Origin of the sequence: Pseudomonas sp. ANT_J28 (genome assembly GCF_008370005.1) — a bacterium.
GTDB lineage: Bacteria > Pseudomonadota > Gammaproteobacteria > Pseudomonadales > Pseudomonadaceae > Aquipseudomonas > Aquipseudomonas frigoris.
Genome location: NZ_VOBM01000010.1, coordinates 29,799 through 50,904, shown reverse-complemented (window position 1 = coordinate 50,904; position 21,106 = coordinate 29,799). Strand labels below are relative to the sequence as shown.

8 protein-coding genes are annotated in these 21,106 nt (G+C 61.6%); 4 read left to right on the top strand and 4 right to left on the bottom strand.

Annotated features, from left to right (window positions below; genetic code table 11):
* The first annotated feature begins 313 nt into the window (after positions 1 to 313).
* The gene (locus FQ187_RS09235) at positions 314 to 13,297 is read left to right on the top strand and encodes a non-ribosomal peptide synthetase (protein ID WP_149629223.1); all 12,984 of its coding nucleotides are present in this window, start codon (positions 314 to 316) and stop codon (positions 13,295 to 13,297) included.
* Between the two features lie 179 nt (positions 13,298 to 13,476).
* The gene (locus FQ187_RS09230; protein WP_149629222.1) at positions 13,477 to 14,301 is read left to right on the top strand and encodes an alpha/beta fold hydrolase; all 825 of its coding nucleotides are present in this window, start codon (positions 13,477 to 13,479) and stop codon (positions 14,299 to 14,301) included.
* A 115-nt stretch (positions 14,302 to 14,416) separates the two neighbouring features.
* Here FQ187_RS09230 and dsbG read toward each other — a convergent pair whose 3' ends face one another.
* From dsbG to FQ187_RS09210, 4 genes are all read right to left on the bottom strand, one after another.
* A complete protein-coding gene (gene dsbG / locus FQ187_RS09225; RefSeq protein ID WP_129437271.1) occupies positions 14,417 to 15,187 on the bottom strand; it encodes a thiol:disulfide interchange protein DsbG in 771 nt (256 codons plus the stop codon).
* Positions 15,163 to 16,029, bottom strand: coding sequence for a TlpA disulfide reductase family protein (locus FQ187_RS09220; protein WP_149629221.1), 867 nt, complete (start codon positions 16,027 to 16,029; stop codon positions 15,163 to 15,165). The genes dsbG and FQ187_RS09220 overlap by 25 nt, the downstream gene beginning before the upstream one ends.
* Positions 16,029 to 17,771, bottom strand: a complete 1,743-nt coding sequence (dsbD, locus tag FQ187_RS09215; protein ID WP_149629220.1) for a protein-disulfide reductase DsbD — start codon at positions 17,769 to 17,771, stop codon at positions 16,029 to 16,031. Before dsbD ends, FQ187_RS09220 begins: the two co-directional genes overlap by 1 nt.
* Positions 17,772 to 17,880: 109 nt before the next feature.
* Positions 17,881 to 18,822 carry a tetratricopeptide repeat protein gene (locus FQ187_RS09210; RefSeq protein WP_149629219.1) on the bottom strand — a complete coding sequence of 314 codons (942 nt, stop codon included), beginning with the start codon at positions 18,820 to 18,822 and terminating at the stop codon, positions 17,881 to 17,883.
* 210 nt (positions 18,823 to 19,032) lie between these two features.
* Here FQ187_RS09210 and FQ187_RS09205 point away from each other — a divergent pair, with 210 nt between their 5' ends.
* Together FQ187_RS09205 and FQ187_RS09200 are read left to right on the top strand one after the other, a co-directional pair.
* Positions 19,033 to 19,716 (top strand): response regulator, encoded by a 684-nt coding sequence (locus FQ187_RS09205; protein ID WP_149629218.1) that lies wholly within the window; start codon positions 19,033 to 19,035, stop codon positions 19,714 to 19,716.
* Positions 19,713 to 21,038, top strand: a complete 1,326-nt coding sequence (locus FQ187_RS09200; RefSeq protein ID WP_149629217.1) for an ATP-binding protein — start codon at positions 19,713 to 19,715, stop codon at positions 21,036 to 21,038. Before FQ187_RS09205 ends, FQ187_RS09200 begins: the two co-directional genes overlap by 4 nt.
* Positions 21,039 to 21,106 lie beyond the last annotated feature (68 nt).

Genomic DNA, 21,106 nt, shown 5'->3' with positions numbered 1-21,106 from the left:
ACACATCGAGCGACAAATTAGGCTGAATGATAATGATTGTCAAATGAGAAAGATAACTAATGCTCCTCAAAGGTGCAGAGTGAGAACCGCGACACGCTGACGCACCCGGGCCTGCTGGGTTTCAAGCCTGCGGACTAATTATTTCAAGACGTCAACCGTTCTCATTGGTGAATGGTTCCGGGTAGCGGCTGCGGCCAAAACAGCATTCCCAAGCCTTGCGCGGTCGGCGAAGACCGCGTCCTGAACGCCCTCGAAGGGGCGTGACGTCAGAAAACCGATTCCACTTGCAAGCCGAATTCAGGCAGGAAACCTCATGACCGACGCGTTCGAACTCCCCAGCACACTGGTCCAAGCCCTTCAGCGCCGAGCGGCCCTGACGCCGGATCGGGTGGCCTTGCGTTTTCTCGGCGAAACCCAGGATCAGGCTGTGGTGCTCAGTTATCGCGAGCTGGATCAGCGGGCGCGGACCATTGCTGGCGCGTTGCAGGCCGAGGCTGAGTTTGGCGATCGCGCGGTGCTGCTGTTTCCCAGCGGCCCGGATTACGTCGCGGCGTTCTTCGGCTGCCTGTACGCCGGTGTGATCGCGGTGCCGGCCTATCCGCCGGAGTCGGCGCGTCGTCATCATCAGGAGCGTTTGCTGTCGATCATCAGTGATGCCGAACCGCGTTTGCTGCTGACCAGCGCCGGTCTGCGCGATGCGTTGCAGCAAATAGAGGGCGCGCCGCCGTTGCTGTGTGTCGACACCCTCGACAGCGCCCTGGCCGAACGTTGGGTGGCGCCGATCCTTGCAGACGACCACGTCGCGTTCCTGCAATACACCTCCGGCTCCACCGCGTTGCCGAAAGGGGTGCAAGTCAGCCACGGCAACCTGGTGGCTAATGAACTGCTGATTCGCCACGGCTTCGGCATCGATCTGAATCCTGACGACGTGATCGTCAGCTGGTTGCCGCTGTACCACGACATGGGCCTGATTGGCGGTCTGTTGCAGCCGATTTTCAGCGGCGTGCCGTGTGTGTTGATGTCGCCGGCGTATTTCCTCGGCCGGCCGTTGCGCTGGCTGGAAGCAATCAGCGAGTACGGCGGGACCATCAGCGGCGGGCCGGATTTTGCCTATCGATTGTGCAGCGAGCGGGTCAGTGAATCGGCCCTGGAACGCCTCGATCTGAGCAGCTGGCGCGTGGCGTATTCCGGTTCCGAACCGATTCGCCTCGATACGCTGGAGCGCTTCGCCGAGAAGTTCGCGGCCTGCGGTTTCACCCAAGACAGTTTCATGGCCTCTTACGGGTTGGCCGAAGCGACGCTGTTCGTAGCCGGCAGCCCTCGCGGTCAGGGCATTGGCAACCTGCGTGTGGACGATCAAGCCCTGGCGCAAAACCGTGCGGAGCCAGGCGAGGGCAGCGCGATCATGAGTTGCGGTATCAGTCAGCCGGATCACGCGGTGCTGATTGTCGATCCGACTGCGCTCAACGAGTTGGCTGACAACACGGTCGGCGAAGTCTGGGCCGCCGGGCCAAGTATCGCCCACGGCTATTGGCGCAACCCCGAAGCCAGCGCCAAAACCTTCGTTCAGCACGCTGGCCGAACCTGGCTGCGCACCGGTGATCTGGGCTTTATGCGCAACGGTGAATTGTTCATCTCCGGGCGCCTGAAAGACCTGTTGATTATTCGCGGACACAACCTTTATCCACAGGACATCGAGCAAACCGTCGAACGCGAAGTGGAAGTGGTGCGCAAAGGTCGTGTCGCCGCTTTTGCCGTCAACATCGAGGGTCAGGAAGGCATTGGCATTGCGGCGGAAATCAGCCGCAGCGTGCAAAAAATCCTCCCGCCCGACGCCCTGATCAAAGCCATCCGCCAAGCCGTGGCCGAGGCGTATCAGGAAGCGCCAAGCGTGGTGGTGCTGCTCAATCCGGGCGCGTTGCCCAAGACCTCCAGCGGCAAACTGCAACGCTCGGCATGCCGCAATCGTCTGGCGGACGGCAGCCTCGACAGCTATGCACTGTTCCCGTCGGCAGACATCGAAAGTAAATCCGCGATTGAATCAGGTTCCGAACTGCAAACCTTGATCGGCCAGATCTGGTGCGAACAGCTGAGTGTCAAACAGGTCAGCGCCGACGATCACTTCTTCCTGCTGGGCGGCAACTCCATCGCCGCCACTCAGGTGGTCGCGCGTCTGCGCGAAGCACTCGGTCTGGAGCTGAACCTGCGCCTGCTGTTTGAAGCGCCGACCCTTGGCGCGTTTGCCACCGCGGTCGCTCAGCAACAGCAGGACGGCGGACTCGCCCAAGGCGCGATCACCCCGTTGTCGCGCACCGAAGCCATGCCGCAATCGCTGGCGCAAAACCGTCTGTGGATCACCTGGCAACTCGACCCGCAGAGCAGCGCCTACAACATTCCCGGCGCCTTGCGCCTGCGCGGCGAACTGGATGAAGACGCCTTGCGCGCCAGTTTCCAGCAGCTGATCGAGCGTCACGAATCCCTGCGTACACGGTTCTTCGAGCGTGATGGTGTGGCGCTGCAACAGGTCGATGCAGTGAGCGAATTCAACCTGCAACTGATCGATATCAGCGACCTGCCGGTTGCCGAGCGTGAAGTCCGTGCGCAACAAATCCGTGAGGACGAAGCCCGCACGCAATTCGATCTGGAGAAAGGCCCACTGCTGTGGGTGACCCTGGTGCGCCTCGATGATGAGGACCATCAACTGTTGGTGACGCTGCATCACATCATCGCCGACGGCTGGTCGCTGAACGTGCTGATCGACGAGTTCTCGCGCCTGTATGCCGCAGCGTCCCAAGGACAACAAGCGACGCTCGCAGCATTGCCCACGCAATACGCCGACTACGGCAGCTGGCAGCGTCAATGGCTGGCGCAAGGGGAGGGCGAGCGTCAGCTGGCTTACTGGAACGCGCAATTGGGCTGTGACCATCCGACCCTGAGCCTGGCCACTGACCATCCGCGTTCGGCGCAACACCTTCACAGCGCCGCGCGCCACACCGTACGGTTGGGCGCGACCCTGAGCGATGCCATTCGCCAGACCGCCCAGGCCCATGAATCCACCTCGTTCATGCTGTTGCTCGCCGCGTTCCAGAGCCTGCTGCACCGTTACAGCGGCCAACGCGACATCCGCATCGGCGTGCCGAACGCCAACCGTCCGCGCCTGGAAACCCAAGGGTTGATCGGCTTCTTCATCAACACCCAGGTGCTGCGCGCCGAACTGGATTCGCAGCTGCCATTCGTGGAGCTGCTGGCGCAAACCCGTCAAGCCGCATTGGGCGCACAAGCGCATCAGGATCTGCCGTTCGAACAACTGCTCGAAGCCTTCCCGCAAGCCCGCGAACAAGGTTTGTTCCAGGTCATGTTCAACCACCAGCAACGGGACTTGAGCGCACTGCGCCGCCTGCCTGGGCTGCTGGCCGAAGAGCTGCCGTGGCACAGCCGCGAAGCCAAGTTCGACCTGCAGCTGCACAGCGAGGAAGACCGAAATGGTCGCCTGAGCCTGTCCTTCGACTACGCCAGCGACCTGTTCGACGCGACGACTATCGAGCGTCTGGCCGAGCACTTCACCAACCTGCTGCGAGCCATTTGCGAACAACCGAAAATCGCCATCGGTGCTCTGCAACTGCTGAACCCGTCCGAGCTTGATCAGCAAGCATCGTGGAGCGCTGCACCGTGCACACCGGCCAGCCAATGGCTGCCGGAATTGCTCAACGAACAGGCTCGCCTGACCCCTGAGCGCACTGCGCTGATGTGGGACGGTGGCACCATTGAATTCGCTGAGCTGCACACCCAGGCCAACCGCCTGGCCCATTACCTGCGCGACAAAGGCGTCGGTCCGGATGTCTGCGTGGCCATTGCCGCCGAGCGTTCGCCGCAGTTGCTGATCGGCCTGCTGGCGATCATCAAGGCCGGTGGCGCCTACGTGCCGCTGGACCCGGATTACCCGGCCGAACGCCTGGCCTACATGCTCAGCGATAGCAGCGTCGAGTTGCTGCTGACCCAAACCCAATTACTCGAGCGCTTGCCGGCCACCGATGGCGTCAGCGTGATGGCCATGGACGCCTTGCATCTGGAGAGCTGGCCGAGTCATGCACCGGGTCTGCACTTGCACGGCGACAACCTGGCGTACGTGATTTACACCTCCGGTTCCACCGGCCAGCCGAAGGGCGTCGGCAACACCCACGCAGCCCTCGCCGAGCGCCTGCAATGGATGCAGAACACCTATCGCTTGAACGAAACTGACGTGCTGATGCAAAAGGCGCCGATCAGTTTCGACGTGTCGGTGTGGGAGTGCTTCTGGCCGCTGATCAGCGGTGCACGTTTGCTGATTGCCGGCCCCGGCGAACACCGCGATCCGCACCGCATCGCGCAACTGGTTCAGCAATTCGGCGTGACCACGCTGCACTTTGTGCCGCCGCTGCTTTCGTTGTTCATCGAGGAACCGCTTACCGCTGAATGCACCAGCCTGCGCCGCGTATTCTCCGGTGGCGAAGCCTTGCCCGCCGAATTGCGCAACCGCGTGCTGGAACAACTGCCAGCCGTGCAATTGCACAACCGCTACGGCCCGACCGAAACCGCGATCAACGTCACTCATTGGCACTGCACAACGGCCGATGGCGAACGCTCGCCGATTGGTCGTCCGCTGGGCAATGTGCTGTGCCGCGTGCTCGACGAGGCACTCAATCCCGTTCCGGCCGGTGTGCCGGGTGAACTGTGCATCAGCGGTATCGGTTTGGCCCGTGGCTATTTGGGGCGTCCGGGTCTGACTGCAGAACGTTTTGTCGTCGATCCATTGGGCGAGCAGGGCGCGCGTCTGTACCGCACCGGTGACCGTGCACGCTGGACCGCTGACGGTGTGATCGAATACCTCGGCCGTCTCGATCAGCAGGTCAAGCTGCGTGGCTTCCGCGTTGAACCGGAAGAAATCGAAGCACGATTGCTGGCTCAGGACGGTGTCGCTCAAACCGTGGTGTTGGTGCGAGAGACGGCGGCCGGTGGACAGTTGATCGGTTACTACACCGCAACCGATTCCACAGAAAATATTGATGCTCAAACCGCACGCCTGAAAGCTGCCCTGGCCGCCGAGTTGCCGGAATACATGGTCCCGGCGCAGCTCATGCGTCTGGACAAAATGCCCCTGAGCCCAAGCGGCAAACTCGATCGTCGAGCGTTACCGGAACCGCAATGGCAAGTGCGCGAACACGTTGAGCCGGTCACCGCACTCGAGCAGCAAATCGCCGGCATCTGGCGTGAAGTATTAGGCTTCGCGCAAATTGGCCTGCGCGACGACTTTTTCGCCCTCGGCGGCCACTCTCTGCTGGCCACGCAAATCATCTCCCGCACTCGTCAGGCCTGCGACGTCGAGTTGCCGCTGCGAGCACTGTTCGAAAACAGTGAGCTGGGCGCCTTTGTCGAACAGGTTCAACTGATCCAGGCCAGCGGCAAAACCAACCAGCAACCGCCGATCGAGAAAGTCGATCGCAGCCAACCGGTGCCGTTGTCCTATTCCCAGCAGCGCATGTGGTTCCTCTGGCAGATGGAACCGGACAGCCCGGCCTACAACGTTGGCGGCATCGCGCGGCTGCGCGGGGTGCTCGATGTCGGGCGCTTCGAAGCCGCCCTGCAAGCACTGATCATGCGTCATGAAACCCTGCGCACCACGTTCCCGAGTATCGATGGCGTGGCCCGTCAGCAGGTTCACCCGCAAACCGGGATGCGCATGGACTGGAAGGACTTCTCCGCGCTGGATGCCGATGGCCGCGAGTGGGCGGTGCAGCAACTGGCCGACGACGAAGCCCATACATCGTTCGATCTGGAAACCGGACCGCTGCTGCGCGCCTGTATGGTCAAGACCGCCGAGCAGGAACACTACCTGGTACTGACCCTGCACCACATCGTCACCGAAGGTTGGGCGATGGATATTTTCGCCCGGGAACTGAGCGCGCTCTACGAGGCCTTCGTCGATGACCGCGAATCGCCGCTGGAGCCGCTGCCGATGCAATACCTGGATTACAGCGTCTGGCAGCGCCAGTGGCTGGAGTCCGGCGAACGTCAGCGCCAACTCGACTACTGGACCGCGCAACTGGGCCTCGAACATCCGCTGCTGGAATTGCCCGCCGACCGTCCACGTCCGCCAGTGCAAAGTCATCAGGGCGAACTGTTCCGTTTCGACCTGAGCGATGATCTTGCCGCGCGCGTTCGTGCCTTCAATGCACAAAACGGTCTGACCCTGTTCATGACCATGACCGCCGCGCTGGCCGTGCTGCTTTACCGCTACAGCGGCCAGACCGACCTGCGCATCGGCGCGCCGGTGGCCAACCGGATTCGTCCGGAAAGCGAAGGGCTGATCGGGGCGTTCCTCAACACCCAAGTGTTGCGTTGCCAGCTCGACGGGCAGATGTCCGTCAGCGAATTGTTCGAGCAGGTTCGCCACACCGTGATCGAAGGCCAGTCCCATCAGGACTTGCCGTTCGATCATTTGGTGGAGGCGTTGCAGCCACCGCGCAGCGCCGCTTACAACCCGTTGTTCCAGGTGATGTGCAACGTGCAGCGCTGGGAATTCCAGCAGAGCCGCACACTCGCGGGCATGACCGTCGAATACCTGGCCAACGATGCGCGTGCGACCAAGTTCGACCTCAACCTGGAGGTCACCGACCTCGACCATCGCCTGGGTTGCTGCCTGACCTACAGCACCGATCTGTTCGATGAACCACGCATTGCGCGGATGGCCGGGCATTGGCGCAACCTGCTGGAAGCGCTGTTGGCCGATCCGCAACAGCACCTCAGTGAACTGCCGCTGCTGGAAGCCACCGAACAGCAACACCTGCTCGACAGCCTCGGCGTCGAGCCGGGCGAACATCGCCTCGACCAGTGCATTCATCACCTGTTCAGCGAGCAGGCCCTGGCCCGAAAAGCCGCGCCGGCACTGACCTTCGCCGGGCAAACCCTGAGCTACGCCGAACTCGACAGCCGCGCCAATCGCCTGGCCTGGATGCTCCGCGAGCGGGGCGTCGGGCCGCAGGTTCGGGTCGGTCTGGCACTTGAGCGTTCGCTGGAAATGGTCGTCGGCCTGCTGGCGATCCTCAAGGCGGGCGGCGCCTACGTGCCGCTGGACCCGGAATACCCGCTGGACCGTTTGCACTACATGATTGAAGACAGCGGCATCGGCCTGCTGCTCAGCGATGCGGCGATGTTTAAGGCGCTTGGTGAATTGCCATCGACCGTTGCGCGTTGGTGTCTGGAAGAAGACGCCGCCGAACTGGCCAACTACCCGGCCACCGAGCTGCCGTTTATCAGTCTGCCGCAGCATCAGGCGTACCTGATTTACACCTCGGGCTCCACCGGCAAACCGAAAGGCGTGGTGGTGTCCCACGGTGAAATCGCCATGCACTGCCGCGCGGTGATCGAGCGCTTCGGCATGCGTGCGGACGACTGCGAACTGCACTTCTATTCCATCAACTTCGACGCCGCGACCGAGCGGTTGCTGGTGCCGCTGTTGAGTGGTGCTCAAGTCGTTTTGCGCGCTCAAGGTCAGTGGGACGCGGAAGAAATCTGCGGGCTGATTCGCCGTCACAACATCAACATTCTCGGCTTCACCCCGAGCTACGGCAGCCAATTGGCGCAGTGGCTGGCGACTCAGGGCGAAATCCTGCCAGTGCGCATGTGCATCACCGGCGGTGAGGCGCTGACTGGCGAGCACTTGGCGCGGATTCGTGCGGCGTTCAAGCCGAGCCTGTTTTTCAACGCCTACGGCCCGACCGAAACCGTGGTCATGCCGCTGGCCAGTCTGGCGCCCGAGCAATTGGAAGAAGGCCTCGCCAGCGTGCCGATCGGCAGTGTGATTGGCGCGCGCGTGGCCTACATCCTCGACGCTGATCTGGCGCTGGTGCCGCAAGGCGCGACGGGCGAGTTGTACGTCGGCGGCGCCGGTCTGGCGCAGGGTTATCACCAGCGTCCGGGTATGACGGCCGAACGTTTTGTGGCTGATCCGTTCGCCGCCACTGGCGGTCGTCTGTACCGCACTGGCGATCTGGTGCGTCAGCGCGCCGACGGTCTGGTGGAGTACCTCGGACGTATTGACCATCAAGTGAAAATTCGTGGTTTCCGCATCGAACTGGGTGAGATCGAAACCCGTCTGCTGGAGCATGAATCGATCCGTGAAGCCGTGGTTCTGGCCCTCGATGCCCCGAGCGGCAAACAACTGGTCGGCTATCTGGTGACTGAGGTCGCTGAGCAGGACGAAGCGCAACAAGCTGCACTGCGTGAAAAGCTTAAGGCGCACCTCAAATCGCAATTGCCGGATTACATGGTGCCGACGCACCTGATCCTGCTCGCAAGCATGCCGCTGACCGCCAACGGCAAACTCGACCGCCGCGCATTGCCGGCACCGGACCCGGAGGTGAACCGTCAGCAGTATGTGGCACCGAACAACGAGCTTGAACTGACGCTGGCCGCCATCTGGTGCGAAGTGCTGAACGTTCTGCAGGTCGGCCTTAACGACAACTTCTTCGAACTGGGCGGCGACTCGATTCTGTCGATCCAGGTGGTCAGCCGCGCGCGGCAGCAGGGCATTCACTTCAGCCCGCGTGACCTGTTCCAGCACCAGACCGTGCAGACCCTGGCCGCCGTGGCGACTCGCACCGAGCAGGTCACGGCCGAGCAAGGTTTGCTGACCGGCGAATCACGTCTGACGCCGATCCAGCACTGGTTCTTCGACACCGACATCCCCCAGCGCCAACACTGGAACCAGGCATTGCTGCTGGAACCGACCGAGGCGCTAGAGCCCCACCGTCTGGAGCAAGCGCTGCTGGCAGTGATCGAACAGCACGACGCCTTGCGTTTGCGCTTCTCTGAAATTGCAGGGCAATGGCAAGCCGAGCATCAGGCGATTTCCGACGCGCCGGTGCTGTGGCAAGTGCGTGTTTCGTCCATGGACAAATGCGCGGCGCTGTTCGCTGATGCCCAGCGCAGCTTTGACCTTGAGGAAGGGCCGCTGATGCGTGCGCAGCTGGTCGATGGTCCCGAGGGGCAACAGCGGCTGTTCATCGCCATTCACCACTTGGTCGTGGATGGGGTTTCGTGGCGGGTGTTGCTGGACGATTTGCAAACGGTGTATCGCCAACTGGACGCGGGGCAGTCGGCAAAACTGCCGGCGAAAACCAGTGCCTTCAAGGACTGGGCGGCACGCTTGCAGGCGTATGCCGGCAGCGAATCCCTGCGCGAAGAACTGAGTTGGTGGCAGTCTCAACTGGCCGGTGAAAGCGCCGAATTGCCGTGTGATCGCCCCGAGGGTGGCCGGCAGAATCGTCATGCGCAAACCGTCAGCGTGCGCCTCGATATCGAGCGCACTCGCCAACTGCTGCAACAGGCACCGAGCGCGTATCGCACCCAGGTCAACGACTTGCTGCTGACCGCATTGGCCCGGGTGCTGTGCCGCTGGAGCGGTCACGAATCGGCGCTGATTCAACTCGAAGGTCACGGCCGCGAAACCCTGTTCGACGAGATCGACCTGACCCGCACCGTCGGCTGGTTCACCAGCGCTTACCCGCTGCGCTTGACGCCGAAAAACGGGCAGGGCGCCTCGATCAAGGCGATCAAGGAACAACTGCGCGCGGTCCCGCACAAAGGTCTGGGTTATGGCGTGCTGCGTTATCTCGCCGATGACTCGAGCCGGCAGACCATGGCGGCCTTGCCGGTGGCGCCGATCACCTTCAACTATCTCGGCCAGTTCGACCAGAGCTTCGGCGCGGACGCCTTGTTCCGTCCTCTCGATGAAGCGGTCGGCGCGGCCCATGATCCTCGCGCGCCGCTGCCCAATGAGCTGAGTGTCGACAGTCAGGTCTATGGTGGTGAGCTGGTGCTGCGTTGGACCTTCAGCGCCGAACGTCACGACCCGCAGACCATCACCGACCTGGCGGACGCCTACATCAGCGAATTGCAGAGCCTGATCGAGCATTGCTTGCACGACGACGCGGGCGGACTGACGCCCTCGGACTTCCCGCTGGCCAAGCTGACTCAACCGCAACTCGACGCGCTGCCAATCCCGACCGCCGTCATCGAAGACGTCTACCCGCTGACGCCGATGCAGGAAGGCATGCTGCTGCACACCTTGCTGGAACCGGGCACCGGCCTCTACTACATGCAGGATCGTTATCGCATTAACAGCGAGCTCGACCCGCAACGTTTCGCCCAGGCCTGGCAAGCGGTGATCGCCCGTCACGAAGCCCTGCGCGCGTCGTTCTGCTGGAACGTCGGCGAAGACATGTTGCAAGTTATCCACAAGCCGGGCAGCACGCCAATCGAGTATCTGGACTGGAGCGCAATCGCCGAAGTCGAGCAGGAGCCGAAGTTGCAGGCGCTGCTCAAAAGCGAGCGCGAGGCCGGGTTCGATCTGCTCAACCAGGCACCGTTCCACCTGCGCCTGATCCGGGTGGGCGCGGCGCGTTACTGGTTCATGATGAGCAACCACCACATCCTCATCGATGCCTGGTGCCGTTCGCTGCTGATGAACGATTTCTTCGAAATCTACACCGCCCTCGGCGAAGGCCGGGAAGCGCAGCTTGGGCTTGTGTCGCGTTATCGCGACTACATCGGCTGGTTGCAACGCCAGAGCCTGGCCGAAGCGCGGCAGTGGTGGAAAACCAATCTGCAAGGCTTCGAGCGGACCACGCCGATTCCGAGCGACCGGCCGTTCCTGCGCGAACATGCCGGCGCAAGCGGCGGCATGATCGTCGGCGACCGCTACACAAGGCTCGATGCCCGTGACGGTGCGCAACTGCGCGAACTGGCTCAGGCGCATCAATTGACCATCAACACCTTTGCCCAAGCGGCCTGGGCGCTGGTGCTGCGCCGTTTGAGCGGTGATCGCGACGTGCTGTTCGGCGTCACGGTGGCCGGGCGTCCGGTGGACATGCCGCAGATGCAGCGCACGGTCGGGCTGTTCATCAACAGCATCGCGCTGCGGGTGAAAATGCCCGAAGACGATCAGCGTTGTAGCGTTCGTCAATGGCTGAGCGGCTTGCTCGACAGCAACATGCAACTGCGCGAGTACGAATACCTGCCGCTGGTGAGCATCCAGGAAAACAGCGAGCTGCCCAAGGGCCAGCCGTTGTTCGACAGCCTGTTCGTGTTCGAAAACGCCCCGGTGGAAGTCTCGGTGCTGGACCGTGCGCAAAGCCTCAACGCGACCTCGGATTCGGGCCGCACCCACACCAACTTCCCGCTGACGGCGGTCTGCTATCCGGGCGATGACCTGGGCTTGCACCTGTCTTACGACCAGCGTTATTTCGATGAGTCGACCGTCGAGCGCATGCTCGGCGAGTTCAAGCGGTTGCTGCTGTCACTGGTCGAAGGTTTCCACGGCGACATGGCCGATCTGCCGTTGCTGGGTGCCGAGGAACAGGACTTCCTGATCCACGGCTGCAACCAGAGCGAACACGAGTACCCGCTGGAGCAGAGTTACGTCTCATTGTTTGAAGCGCAGGTTGCTCAGCATCCGCAGCGGGTTGCCGCCAGTTGCCTGGATCAGCAGCACAGTTACCTTGAGCTGAACCAGCGCAGTAACCGTCTCGGTCATGCCTTGATCGCCGCTGGCGTAAGGCTGGATCAACCGGTGGCGTTGCTGGCTGAACGCAACCTCGATCTGCTGGGCATGATCATCGGCAGCTTCAAGGCGGGCGCCGGTTATTTGCCGCTGGATCCGGGGCTGCCGAGTCAGCGTCTGAGCCGGATCATTGACCTGAGCCGCACGCCGTTGCTGGTTTGTTCTCAGGCCTGCCGCGAGCGAGCGTTGGCGCTGCTGGATGAGTTCGGTTGCGCCAACCGGCCCATGTTGTTGGTTTGGGAAGAGGTGCAGGCGAGCGATGTTTCGGTTGCCAACCCGGGCATCTACAGCGGCCCGGACAACCTCGCTTACGTGATCTACACCTCGGGCTCGACCGGCCTGCCGAAAGGCGTGATGGTCGAACAGCGCGGCATGCTCAACAACCAGTTGAGCAAGGTGCCGTACCTGAATTTGAGCGATGCCGATGTGATCGCTCAGACCGCCTCGCAAAGTTTCGACATTTCGGTCTGGCAGTTCCTCGCCGCACCGCTGTTCGGCGCTCGGGTGGACATCGTGCCGAACACCATCGCCCATGATCCGCAAGGGTTGCTGGCGTATGTGGCGGCCCAGGGCATCACCGTGCTGGAAAGCGTGCCGTCGCTGATTCAGGGCATGCTCGCCCAGGAACGCATGAGCCTCGACGGTCTGCGCTGGATGCTGCCAACCGGTGAGGCAATGCCGCCGGAGCTGGCGCATCAGTGGCTGCAGCGCTACCCGGAGATTGGGCTGGTGAATGCATACGGTCCGGCGGAATGCTCGGACGACGTGGCGTTCTTCTGCGTCGACATGGCGTCGACGCGCGGCAGCTTCCTGCCGATTGGTACGCCGACCGACAACAACCGTTTGTACCTGCTTGATGGCGCGCTGGAACTGGTGCCGCTGGGGGCGGTGGGCGAGTTGTGTGTCGCCGGCACCGGGGTAGGGCGCGGTTATGTGAGCGATCCGCTGCGCACCGCGCAGGTGTTTGTGCCGAATCCGTTTGGTGAACCGGGTGATCGTCTGTATCGCACCGGCGACCTGGCCCATCGGCGCAGTGACGGCGTGCTGGAATACGTCGGGCGGATCGACCATCAAGTGAAGATCCGCGGCTACCGTATCGAACTGGGTGAAATCGAGGCGCGTTTGCATGAGCAACCGCAAGTGCGCGAAGCGGCGGTGGGTGTTCAGGAAGGCGTCAACGGCAAACATCTGGTCGGCTATTTGGTAGCGGCTGATTCTTTGATCAATCCAACGGAGCGACTGGAACGCATCAAGCAACGCCTGCGGGCCGAACTGCCGGAATACATGGTGCCGTTGCACTGGATCTGGCTGGATCGCATGCCGCTCAACGCCAACGGCAAACTTGATCGCAAGGCTTTGCCGGCGCTGGAGATCGGCCAGTTGCAGAGCCAGGGCTACCAGGCGCCGCGCAATGAACTGGAGCAGACGCTGGCGGATATCTGGGCCGAGGTGCTGAAGGTCGAGAAGGTGGGTATTCGCGACAACTTCTTCGAGCTGGGCGGGCATTCATTGCTGGCAACGCAGATCGCTTCGCGGGTGCAGAAAGCTCTGCAACGGGATGTGCCGCTGCGGGCGATGTTTGAATGCAGCACGGTGGCGGAGTTGGCTGGGTACATCGACGGATTGGCGGCGAGCGACATCACTGAGGAGAAGGTGGATCGCCTTAACGATTTGATGGCGGAGTTGGAGGGGCTTTGATTCTCTAGCGATTGTGAATGCTCCTTCGCGAGCAAGCCCGCTCCCACATTTGATCTGTGTACGCAGGACTAATGTGGGAGCGGGCTTGCTCGCGAAAGGGCCGGTACAGACACTGCAAAGTTGACTGTGGATCGTCAGCGGCACAGTCTGCCTGTGCCATTTTGGAGAGGAGACAACCGATGCCCTTCGCAACAATAGACGGACAAGCGCTTCACTACATTGATCAAGGTACAGGCCCTGCCGTTTTGCTGGCCGGCAGCTACCTGTGGGACCAGGCCATGTGGGCGCCGCAGATTGCCGCTCTGTCGCAGCAGTATCGGGTGATCGCTCTGGACCTGTGGGGCCATGGTAAATCCGGGCCGCTACCCCAAGGCACACAGTCGCTGGATGACATTGCGCGCCAGGCCCTGACCCTGCTCGATCATCTGGACATCGACCGTGTCACGCTGGTCGGTCTCTCGGTCGGCGGCATGTGGGGCGTACGTCTGGCGCTGTCGGCGCCGCAGCGGATCAACGGTCTGGTGCTGATGGACACCTACGTCGGCGTCGAGCCGGAACCGACTCGCCAATACTATTTCTCGCTGTTCAAACAGATCGAAGACACCGGCGTGATCGCGCCGCAGCTACTCGACATCGTCGTGCCGATCTTCTTCCGTCCGGGCATCGATCCGCAGTCGGCGCTGTATCAGGACTTCCGCGCCAAACTGGCCGCACTACCGCCGGAGCGTCTGCGCGAGAGCATCGTGCCGATGGGGCGGATTACGTTTAGGCGGGATGATCTGTTGCCGCGTCTGGGCGAGTTGAATCCTGACACCACGCTGCTGATGTGTGGTGATCAGGACAAGCCGCGGCCGCCGTCGGAGACGAAGGAGATGGCCGAGTTGATTGGTTGCCCTTATCTGCTGGTGCCGGAGGCGGGGCATATCTCCAATCTGGAGAATCCGCAGTTTGTCACCGACGCACTGCTGAAGTTTCTAAGTGAGAGAGCCCGCAAAACCGCGTAATCGTTCTTCGCGAGCAAGCCCGCTCCCACATTTGACCTGTGTTCGCAGGACTAATGTGGGAGCGGGCTTGCTCGCGAAGACGCCAGTGAACCCACCAACGCCCTATCAGAAAGAACTACTTCGGTCCGAGAATTTGCACCAACTTGTCCGGCGAAGGCGCGCCTTGCTGTTGTTGCAGCTCGCCCTTGTCGTCCATGTAGAAAATCGCCGGGGTGGCCTGCAGCTCCAGGTCTTCCATCAACTGCATGTTGGCCGCCAGCTTCGCCTGAATCGCCGGGGGCACGTTTTTCAGGGCTTTTAGCGAGCTGTTCTTGCCTGACTTCTCATGGTCTTCCAGGGCTTTCTGCGGATCCTTGGCGGCCAGCAGCGCAGCCGATTTCCCCGGACTGTCTTCGCGAATGATGCCGACCATGATGTGCCGCAGCTGCACCTTGCCCGACTTGACCCATGGGCGCGCCTGCTCCCAGAACATGTTGCAGTAAGGGCAATTCGGATCGCTGAACAGGTACACGATCCGCGGCGCATCTTTCTTCCCGTCGCCGATCCAGTTGCTGGTTTCCAGCTTGCCCCAGACTTCCTTGGCCATCGGCGCGTAAACCAGCTTCTGCAGCGGCGCGCTGCTCAGGTCGTTGCCGTCGGCGTCGTACAGATTGCCGAGCAGCACATGTTTGCCATCCGGCGTCAGGTACAGCGCCATGCCACGGTTCTGGTACTGCGCGGCATAACCACGCAAGCCATCGGGTGCGTCGAATTGGCCGACGATTTTCGCGCCCTTGGCTTCGATTTTCTTGATCGCTTCGGGCAATTCTTCGGCGGCCTGCACTAACGGTAAATGGAGCAGGGCAGCGCCGAGGGTCAACGTCAGCAGGTGGCGGAGGCGGGGCATGGCAATTTCCTTGAAGAGGTGGCCGGTGCGGCAGGATTCGGGGTGTCGAAGTTTTCCAGGGCGCGGGCCAGGCTGGCTTCCGACAGCTCACCCAGATGGCTGCCCAGCAGGCGACCGTCGGGACTATAGAACAGCGTAGTCGGCAACGCCATGGAGCCGACGGCCTGGCCCAATCGGCCACTGCCGTCAAACAGCACGTTGGACAGGCTCAGGCCCTGGGTTTCCAGAAAAGTACTGACGCTTTGCATGCTTTCAGCCTGGTTGACGAACAGGAACGTCAGGTCCGGGCGGTGTTGCTGGGCGTTTTCCAGCACCGGCATTTCCCGACGGCATGGCGGACACCAGGTGGCCCAGAGATTGATCACCAACGGGCCGCCCTTGTAATCGGCCAGTTGCACGGTTTCGCCGGCGGCATTGCGCAGGGTGATTTCCGGCAGGCGTGTGCCTTGTTCGTAGATGGTCAGTGAGAAGGTCGCCAGTAGCCAGAACGCCAGGCCGCTGGCCACGCCAAAGCCCAGCGGACGGCGCAAGCCCGGGCGACGCCAGCCTCGATACAACGCGGCAAGCAGCAGCACGATCACACCCGGCCAGGCGAGGAAACCGCCGTCGCGCAGGTCGATGATCTGCCAGGGGTCATCGCGATAGTGCGCCCAGTAAACGGCCACGAAACCGACCCGGGCGGCCAGCATGCCTAGCAGGAACAGGCTGAACAGCACCGACTCCGGATTCTCGCCACCGCGCTTGGCCACCCGCCAGCCGACGAAGGTCGCCAGCGCCAAGGCGCTGATCAGCAGCAGGTGATTAAGCGCGATGGCAAAAGTGCCGAGGGTAAAGGTCAGCATTAACGGGCGTCTCGGGTAGTGGTCCAGCGTTGCAGGAAGGTGCCGGCATCGACCTCGCCGGTGATGCGCTGGCTGCGACGCTCGATGCCGTCGGCGCCGATCCACAACAGGCTCGGCGGCCCCGGCACTTTATAACGGCCGAGCAGTTCGCGGCTGGCGGCATTGTCGGCGGTGACGTCCAGGCGTAGCAAGCGCACATCGCTCAAGTCTTGCAGCACGTGAGCTTTGCCGAATACCTGTTTTTCCATGACCTTGCACGACACGCACCAGTCGGCGTAGTAGTCCAGCAGCACCCATTGGCCCTGAGCCTGTGCCGCGTCGAGCTCCCGTTGCAGAGATGCCGGGTCCTTGATCGTGGTGAATGCGTCGTGGCCGACCGGGTTTGCGGCGCTGCTCGAGTTTGAAGCGCTGTAGACCTGCAATGGCTTAAACAGGTCGTCGCCGCCGCCAGCGGCACCGATCATCAGCAGGCTGCCCCACACACCCAGCAAGAGTGAGCTGGCGCCGAACACATGGGCGACGCGACCGAAACCTTCCGATTGCTTCCAGGCGCTGTACGCGGCAATCAGCAGTAAGGCACCGCACAAACCAATCCACAGTGACTCATCCAGCACCGGACGCAGCATCAGCAACGCGGTAGCGAGGAACAGGAAGCCGAATACGCCCTTGAGCAGGTTCATCCAGGCACCGGGTTTGGGCAGGAAGCGATTGCCGACGGTCACCAACAACAGCAGCGGTACGCCGATGCCGATGCCCATGACGAACAGAATCAGCCCGCCATGCAGCGCATTGCCGCTTTGAGCGATGTAGAGCAAGGCGCCCGCCAGCGGTGCGGTCATGCACGGACCCACCAGCAGACCGGACAAGGCCCCCAACACACCGGCCCCGAACAGGCTGCCGCCGCGCTGATTGCGCGAGACATTTTCCAATCGATCACGCACGGCCACCGGCAGTTGCAACTCGAAGAAGCCGAACATCGGCAGCGCCAGCAGCACAAACACAGCCGCGAAACTGCCCAGCAACCAAGGGTTCTGCAACAACGCCTGCAGATTCGCCCCGAGCAGCGCGGCCAGCACGCCCATCGCCGCATACACCAGCGCCATGCTCACGACGTAGCTGGTCGCCAGCGCGAAGCCGCGTTTGGGCGTGGCGCCACTGCCGACGATCAAACCGGCGAGAATCGGCAGCATCGGCAGCGAGCAAGGGGTGAAGGCCAGCAACAGCCCCAGACCAAAGAACACCAGCAAGCTCCAGCCCAGCGCCCGTTGTTGCAGGTTGCTGGCCAAGGCTTGATCCGGCGCCTCGTTTGTCGCAGAAGTGACCGCATTGCCACCCAGATCCACGACCTGAGTTTGCGGTGGGTAGCACAGACCGGCATCGGCACAGCCCTGGAAACCTACCTTGATCCGGCCGGAGGCACCCGCCGGGATCTTCAGCTCCAGCCCTTGGCGATAAACCTGTTGCGCGCCGAAAAACTCGTCGCTGTGCGCTTCACCTTCCGGCAAGACAGGTTGCTGTTCCGGGGGTAAACCATCGAATTTCAGGCGTTTTTGATACAGGTAATAGCCGTCGGCGATCTGCCAGAACAGCTGGGTTTCCCCGGAAGCGAGACGCTCAGACGTAAAGCTGAAGGCTTTGCTGACGGGAAGAAAGTCGGGCTTGGTTTCAAACGCATTACTGCCAGCCTGGGCCTGACCCAGGCTGGCAAACAACGTTAATAGCAATAGAAGAACGTAACGCATCGACAACGCCTTGAGGTTTACACACTTCGCCCAAGATGATGGCCAGCGATTAACCGGGTGTTAACGCAAGACGTCGATGGCCGTCTTCGGTGATGGGCTCCCGGCGGGATCAGGCAATGTCGCTATAGGTCAGCCTGAATTCGGACATCGGGGGATGAGTCGTTTTCCATTGCTGCGCGAAGGCTTTGGCGGCAGTTACTTGATCAGTCGTCATCTCCTCGGCGATATCGACAAGGTATTGTCTGGCGCCATCGTGTCGAGACAATTCTCTGGTGGTTTCGACGACCAGCCAGATCAACCCATAGCCTTTGACCAGATCCCGCGTGAAGCCGTATTCGTTATCGACACCGCTGTCATCTTGATAGAAACCGCTGAGTGCGAAACCGTAATTCAGTACGCCGTTCACGTCATTGAGCTGTGCGCGTTTTTCCAGCCATTGGCGCCTGAGAGGAAGATCCTGATTGATCGGGTAACGGTTGGTGTACCAGTGGACCGCTTTCGAAAGACCGGCGTCGGCGGCTTTTTCCAGCAGCGCATCGATGGTGGATCGACGTTGCTCACTGTCGGCAATGAGCGTTTCGTCCTGGTCGTACTTGACCGCGAGAATGTACTGGCCCTCCAGGGAGCCGGCATCCGCAGCTTTTTTCAATGTTTCAATGTTCTGGTCCAGCTCGTACAACTCAAGCATGGCTTGAGCGGCATCGGCCTGGGCCAGTTCCTTTGCTTTCCTGAGCGAGGCTTCGTCGCCCAGTCGCATCAGGGCATAAACATGATTCTGGGCACCAGCGAGTCGATACCAGTCTTTTGCTTCGTCGGTGATGCTGCCCGCCTGACGCCTTGTCACCTCCCCCAATGCATATTGCGACGCACGGTCTCCCGCGACGGCGGCAACCGTCAGATAAGGCTTCGCCTGGATGAATTCGCCCAGGTTGTACAGGGCCAGGCCCTTGGTTATCGCTTCTTTTGGCTGATCGTTGACTTGGGTTGCCAGGGCGCTCAGGGTGTCAAATAGATTGAACAGAATCGTTAAAGCACTTGCATGGGAATACATGATGGATACCTGTATTGAGTCGAGTTGAATTTAAGTACTACCCGACACAGGCTATTGAGAAGGGGACGCACGGGTGCGGTAGATATGTATTGCGTTGAATTGATCCCTGCGACGTGAATACAAGCCCTGCTTCTCGTCAGCTGAAGCCCTTGCCATAATTGCGACTTAATCCTCACCTGTTTGACTAGGGTTTTTGCTCATGGAGTTCCCATGCACGTACTGGTTTGCGAAGACGATGAGCTGATTGCCAGCGGTATCGTTGCCGGCCTCACCGCTCAGGGCCTGACGGTAGAGCATGTCGCCACCGCATCGTCTGCCCGGGCGATGCTCAAGGTCGCCGTGTTCGATGTGATGGTGCTCGACCTCGGTCTACCCGATGAAGACGGTTTGAAGCTGCTGCAGCAGTTGCGACACAGCGGTCTGGAAATCCCGGTGTTGATCCTCACCGCCCGGGATTCAGTCACCGACCGTGTTGATGGCTTGCAGGCCGGCGCTGACGATTACTTGCTCAAGCCTTTTGACTTGCGCGAACTTGCCGCGCGTCTACACACGTTGCTACGACGAGTGGCCGGACGCAGCGTCAACCTGATCGAACACGGTCGCCTGACTTACGACCCGAGCAGCCGCGAAACCATGCTTGGCGGCCAGCCGGTGGACCTTTCCCGTCGTGAGCAGTCGCTGTTGCAGGCCTTGCTGCATAATCGGGGCCGGGTGTTGTCGACCGAGCAACTGAAAGACAGCGTTTATGGTTTTAACGATGAGCTTGAAAGCAACGCTCTCAATGTGCATATCCATCACCTGCGGCGCAAGCTCGGCAATGGCATTGTCGAGACGGTGCGCGGCCTGGGCTATCGCCTGGGGCCGGCCGATGGCGCAGAGGAATTGAAAAAGTGATGAGCCTGCGTTTGCGCCTGAGCCTGACACTCGGCGCCGCTTTTGCGCTGATCTGGGCCCTGGCGGCGGCCTGGATGCTCAGCGACCTGCGCAACCAAATGATGTTTTCCCTCGACCAGCGGCTGGTGGCCTCGGCACGGATGGTCGCCGGCCTGATGGAGCAATTGCCGGCGTTGCCGAGCAAGGGTGAGGGCACCCATTTCAGCGCGGAACAACTGAATATCCCCGGCGGCATGGCCTGTCAGGTCAGTTCGCTACGTGGCGAAATCCTCGCCCGCAGTCACACCGATCCGCAACAAGCCCTCGAAGCCGAGAAAATGGGCTTCCACGATCAGATGATCGACGGTGCGCCGTGGCGCAGTTTCACCCTGGCCCGCGGCGACGTACGCATCACCACCGCCGACCGGCAGATCGAGCGTGAGGCGCTGAACATGTCGATCCTGCTGGCGGCTTCGGTGCCAGTGGGCGTGGCCTTGCTCGGCTGCCTGTGCCTGCTCTGGCTGGGGATCGGCCAGGGGCTGGCGCCACTCAACCGCATGCGCGATGCCTTGATGCGCCGCAGCGCCGACTCCCTGGAACCGCTGCAAATCCAGCCGTTACCCAGTGAACTGCAACCGTTGCTGGACACCCAGAATCAGCTGTTCCAACGGATCGGCAAGACCATCGAACGCGAACGCCGTCTGACCGGTGACGCCGCCCATGAATTGCGCAGCCCACTAACAGCGATCAAGACCCACCTGCAAGTGGCGCGCATGACCGACGGCGCGGCCCGGGATCAATCCCTGGCCCGGGCCGAAGAGGGCGCCGATCGCCTGCACCGGACCCTTGAGCAATTGCTGTTGCTCGCGAGGGTCGAGGGCAGTCTGTCGTTCGATGATGGCGTGCAATGCAGCGCCGGGCAGGTGGCGAAACTGGCGATTCAGGACGCTGCCAGCGGTGATCGTCAGCGGATCAAATTTCAGATGCCGCCGAAAATCTCTCACGCCCCGGTGCAAATGCCCGCCGTGCTGTCGATTGCCGCACTGCGCAACCTGCTGGACAACGCGCTGCGTCATACCCCGGGCGACGGCGCGGTGGAACTGAGTCTGGTAACCACCGGCAACCGCGTGCAGTTTGTGGTTCGCGACCATGGCCCCGGCATTGCCGAAGACGATCTGCAACACCTGACCCAACGCTTCTGGCGCAATGGCCAGAGCACTGGCTGCGGCCTGGGTCTGGCGATTGTTCAGGCAATCGTCCAGCGCTGCGGCTGTACGTTGCATTTCGACAGTCGACCGGATGGGTTGCGGGTTGAGTTGACCATGCCGTTGCAACCCATCTAACAAGCATCGCAGAGCAAATGTGGGAGCGGGCTTGCTCGCGAAAGCGGTTTAACATTCGACGATGATGT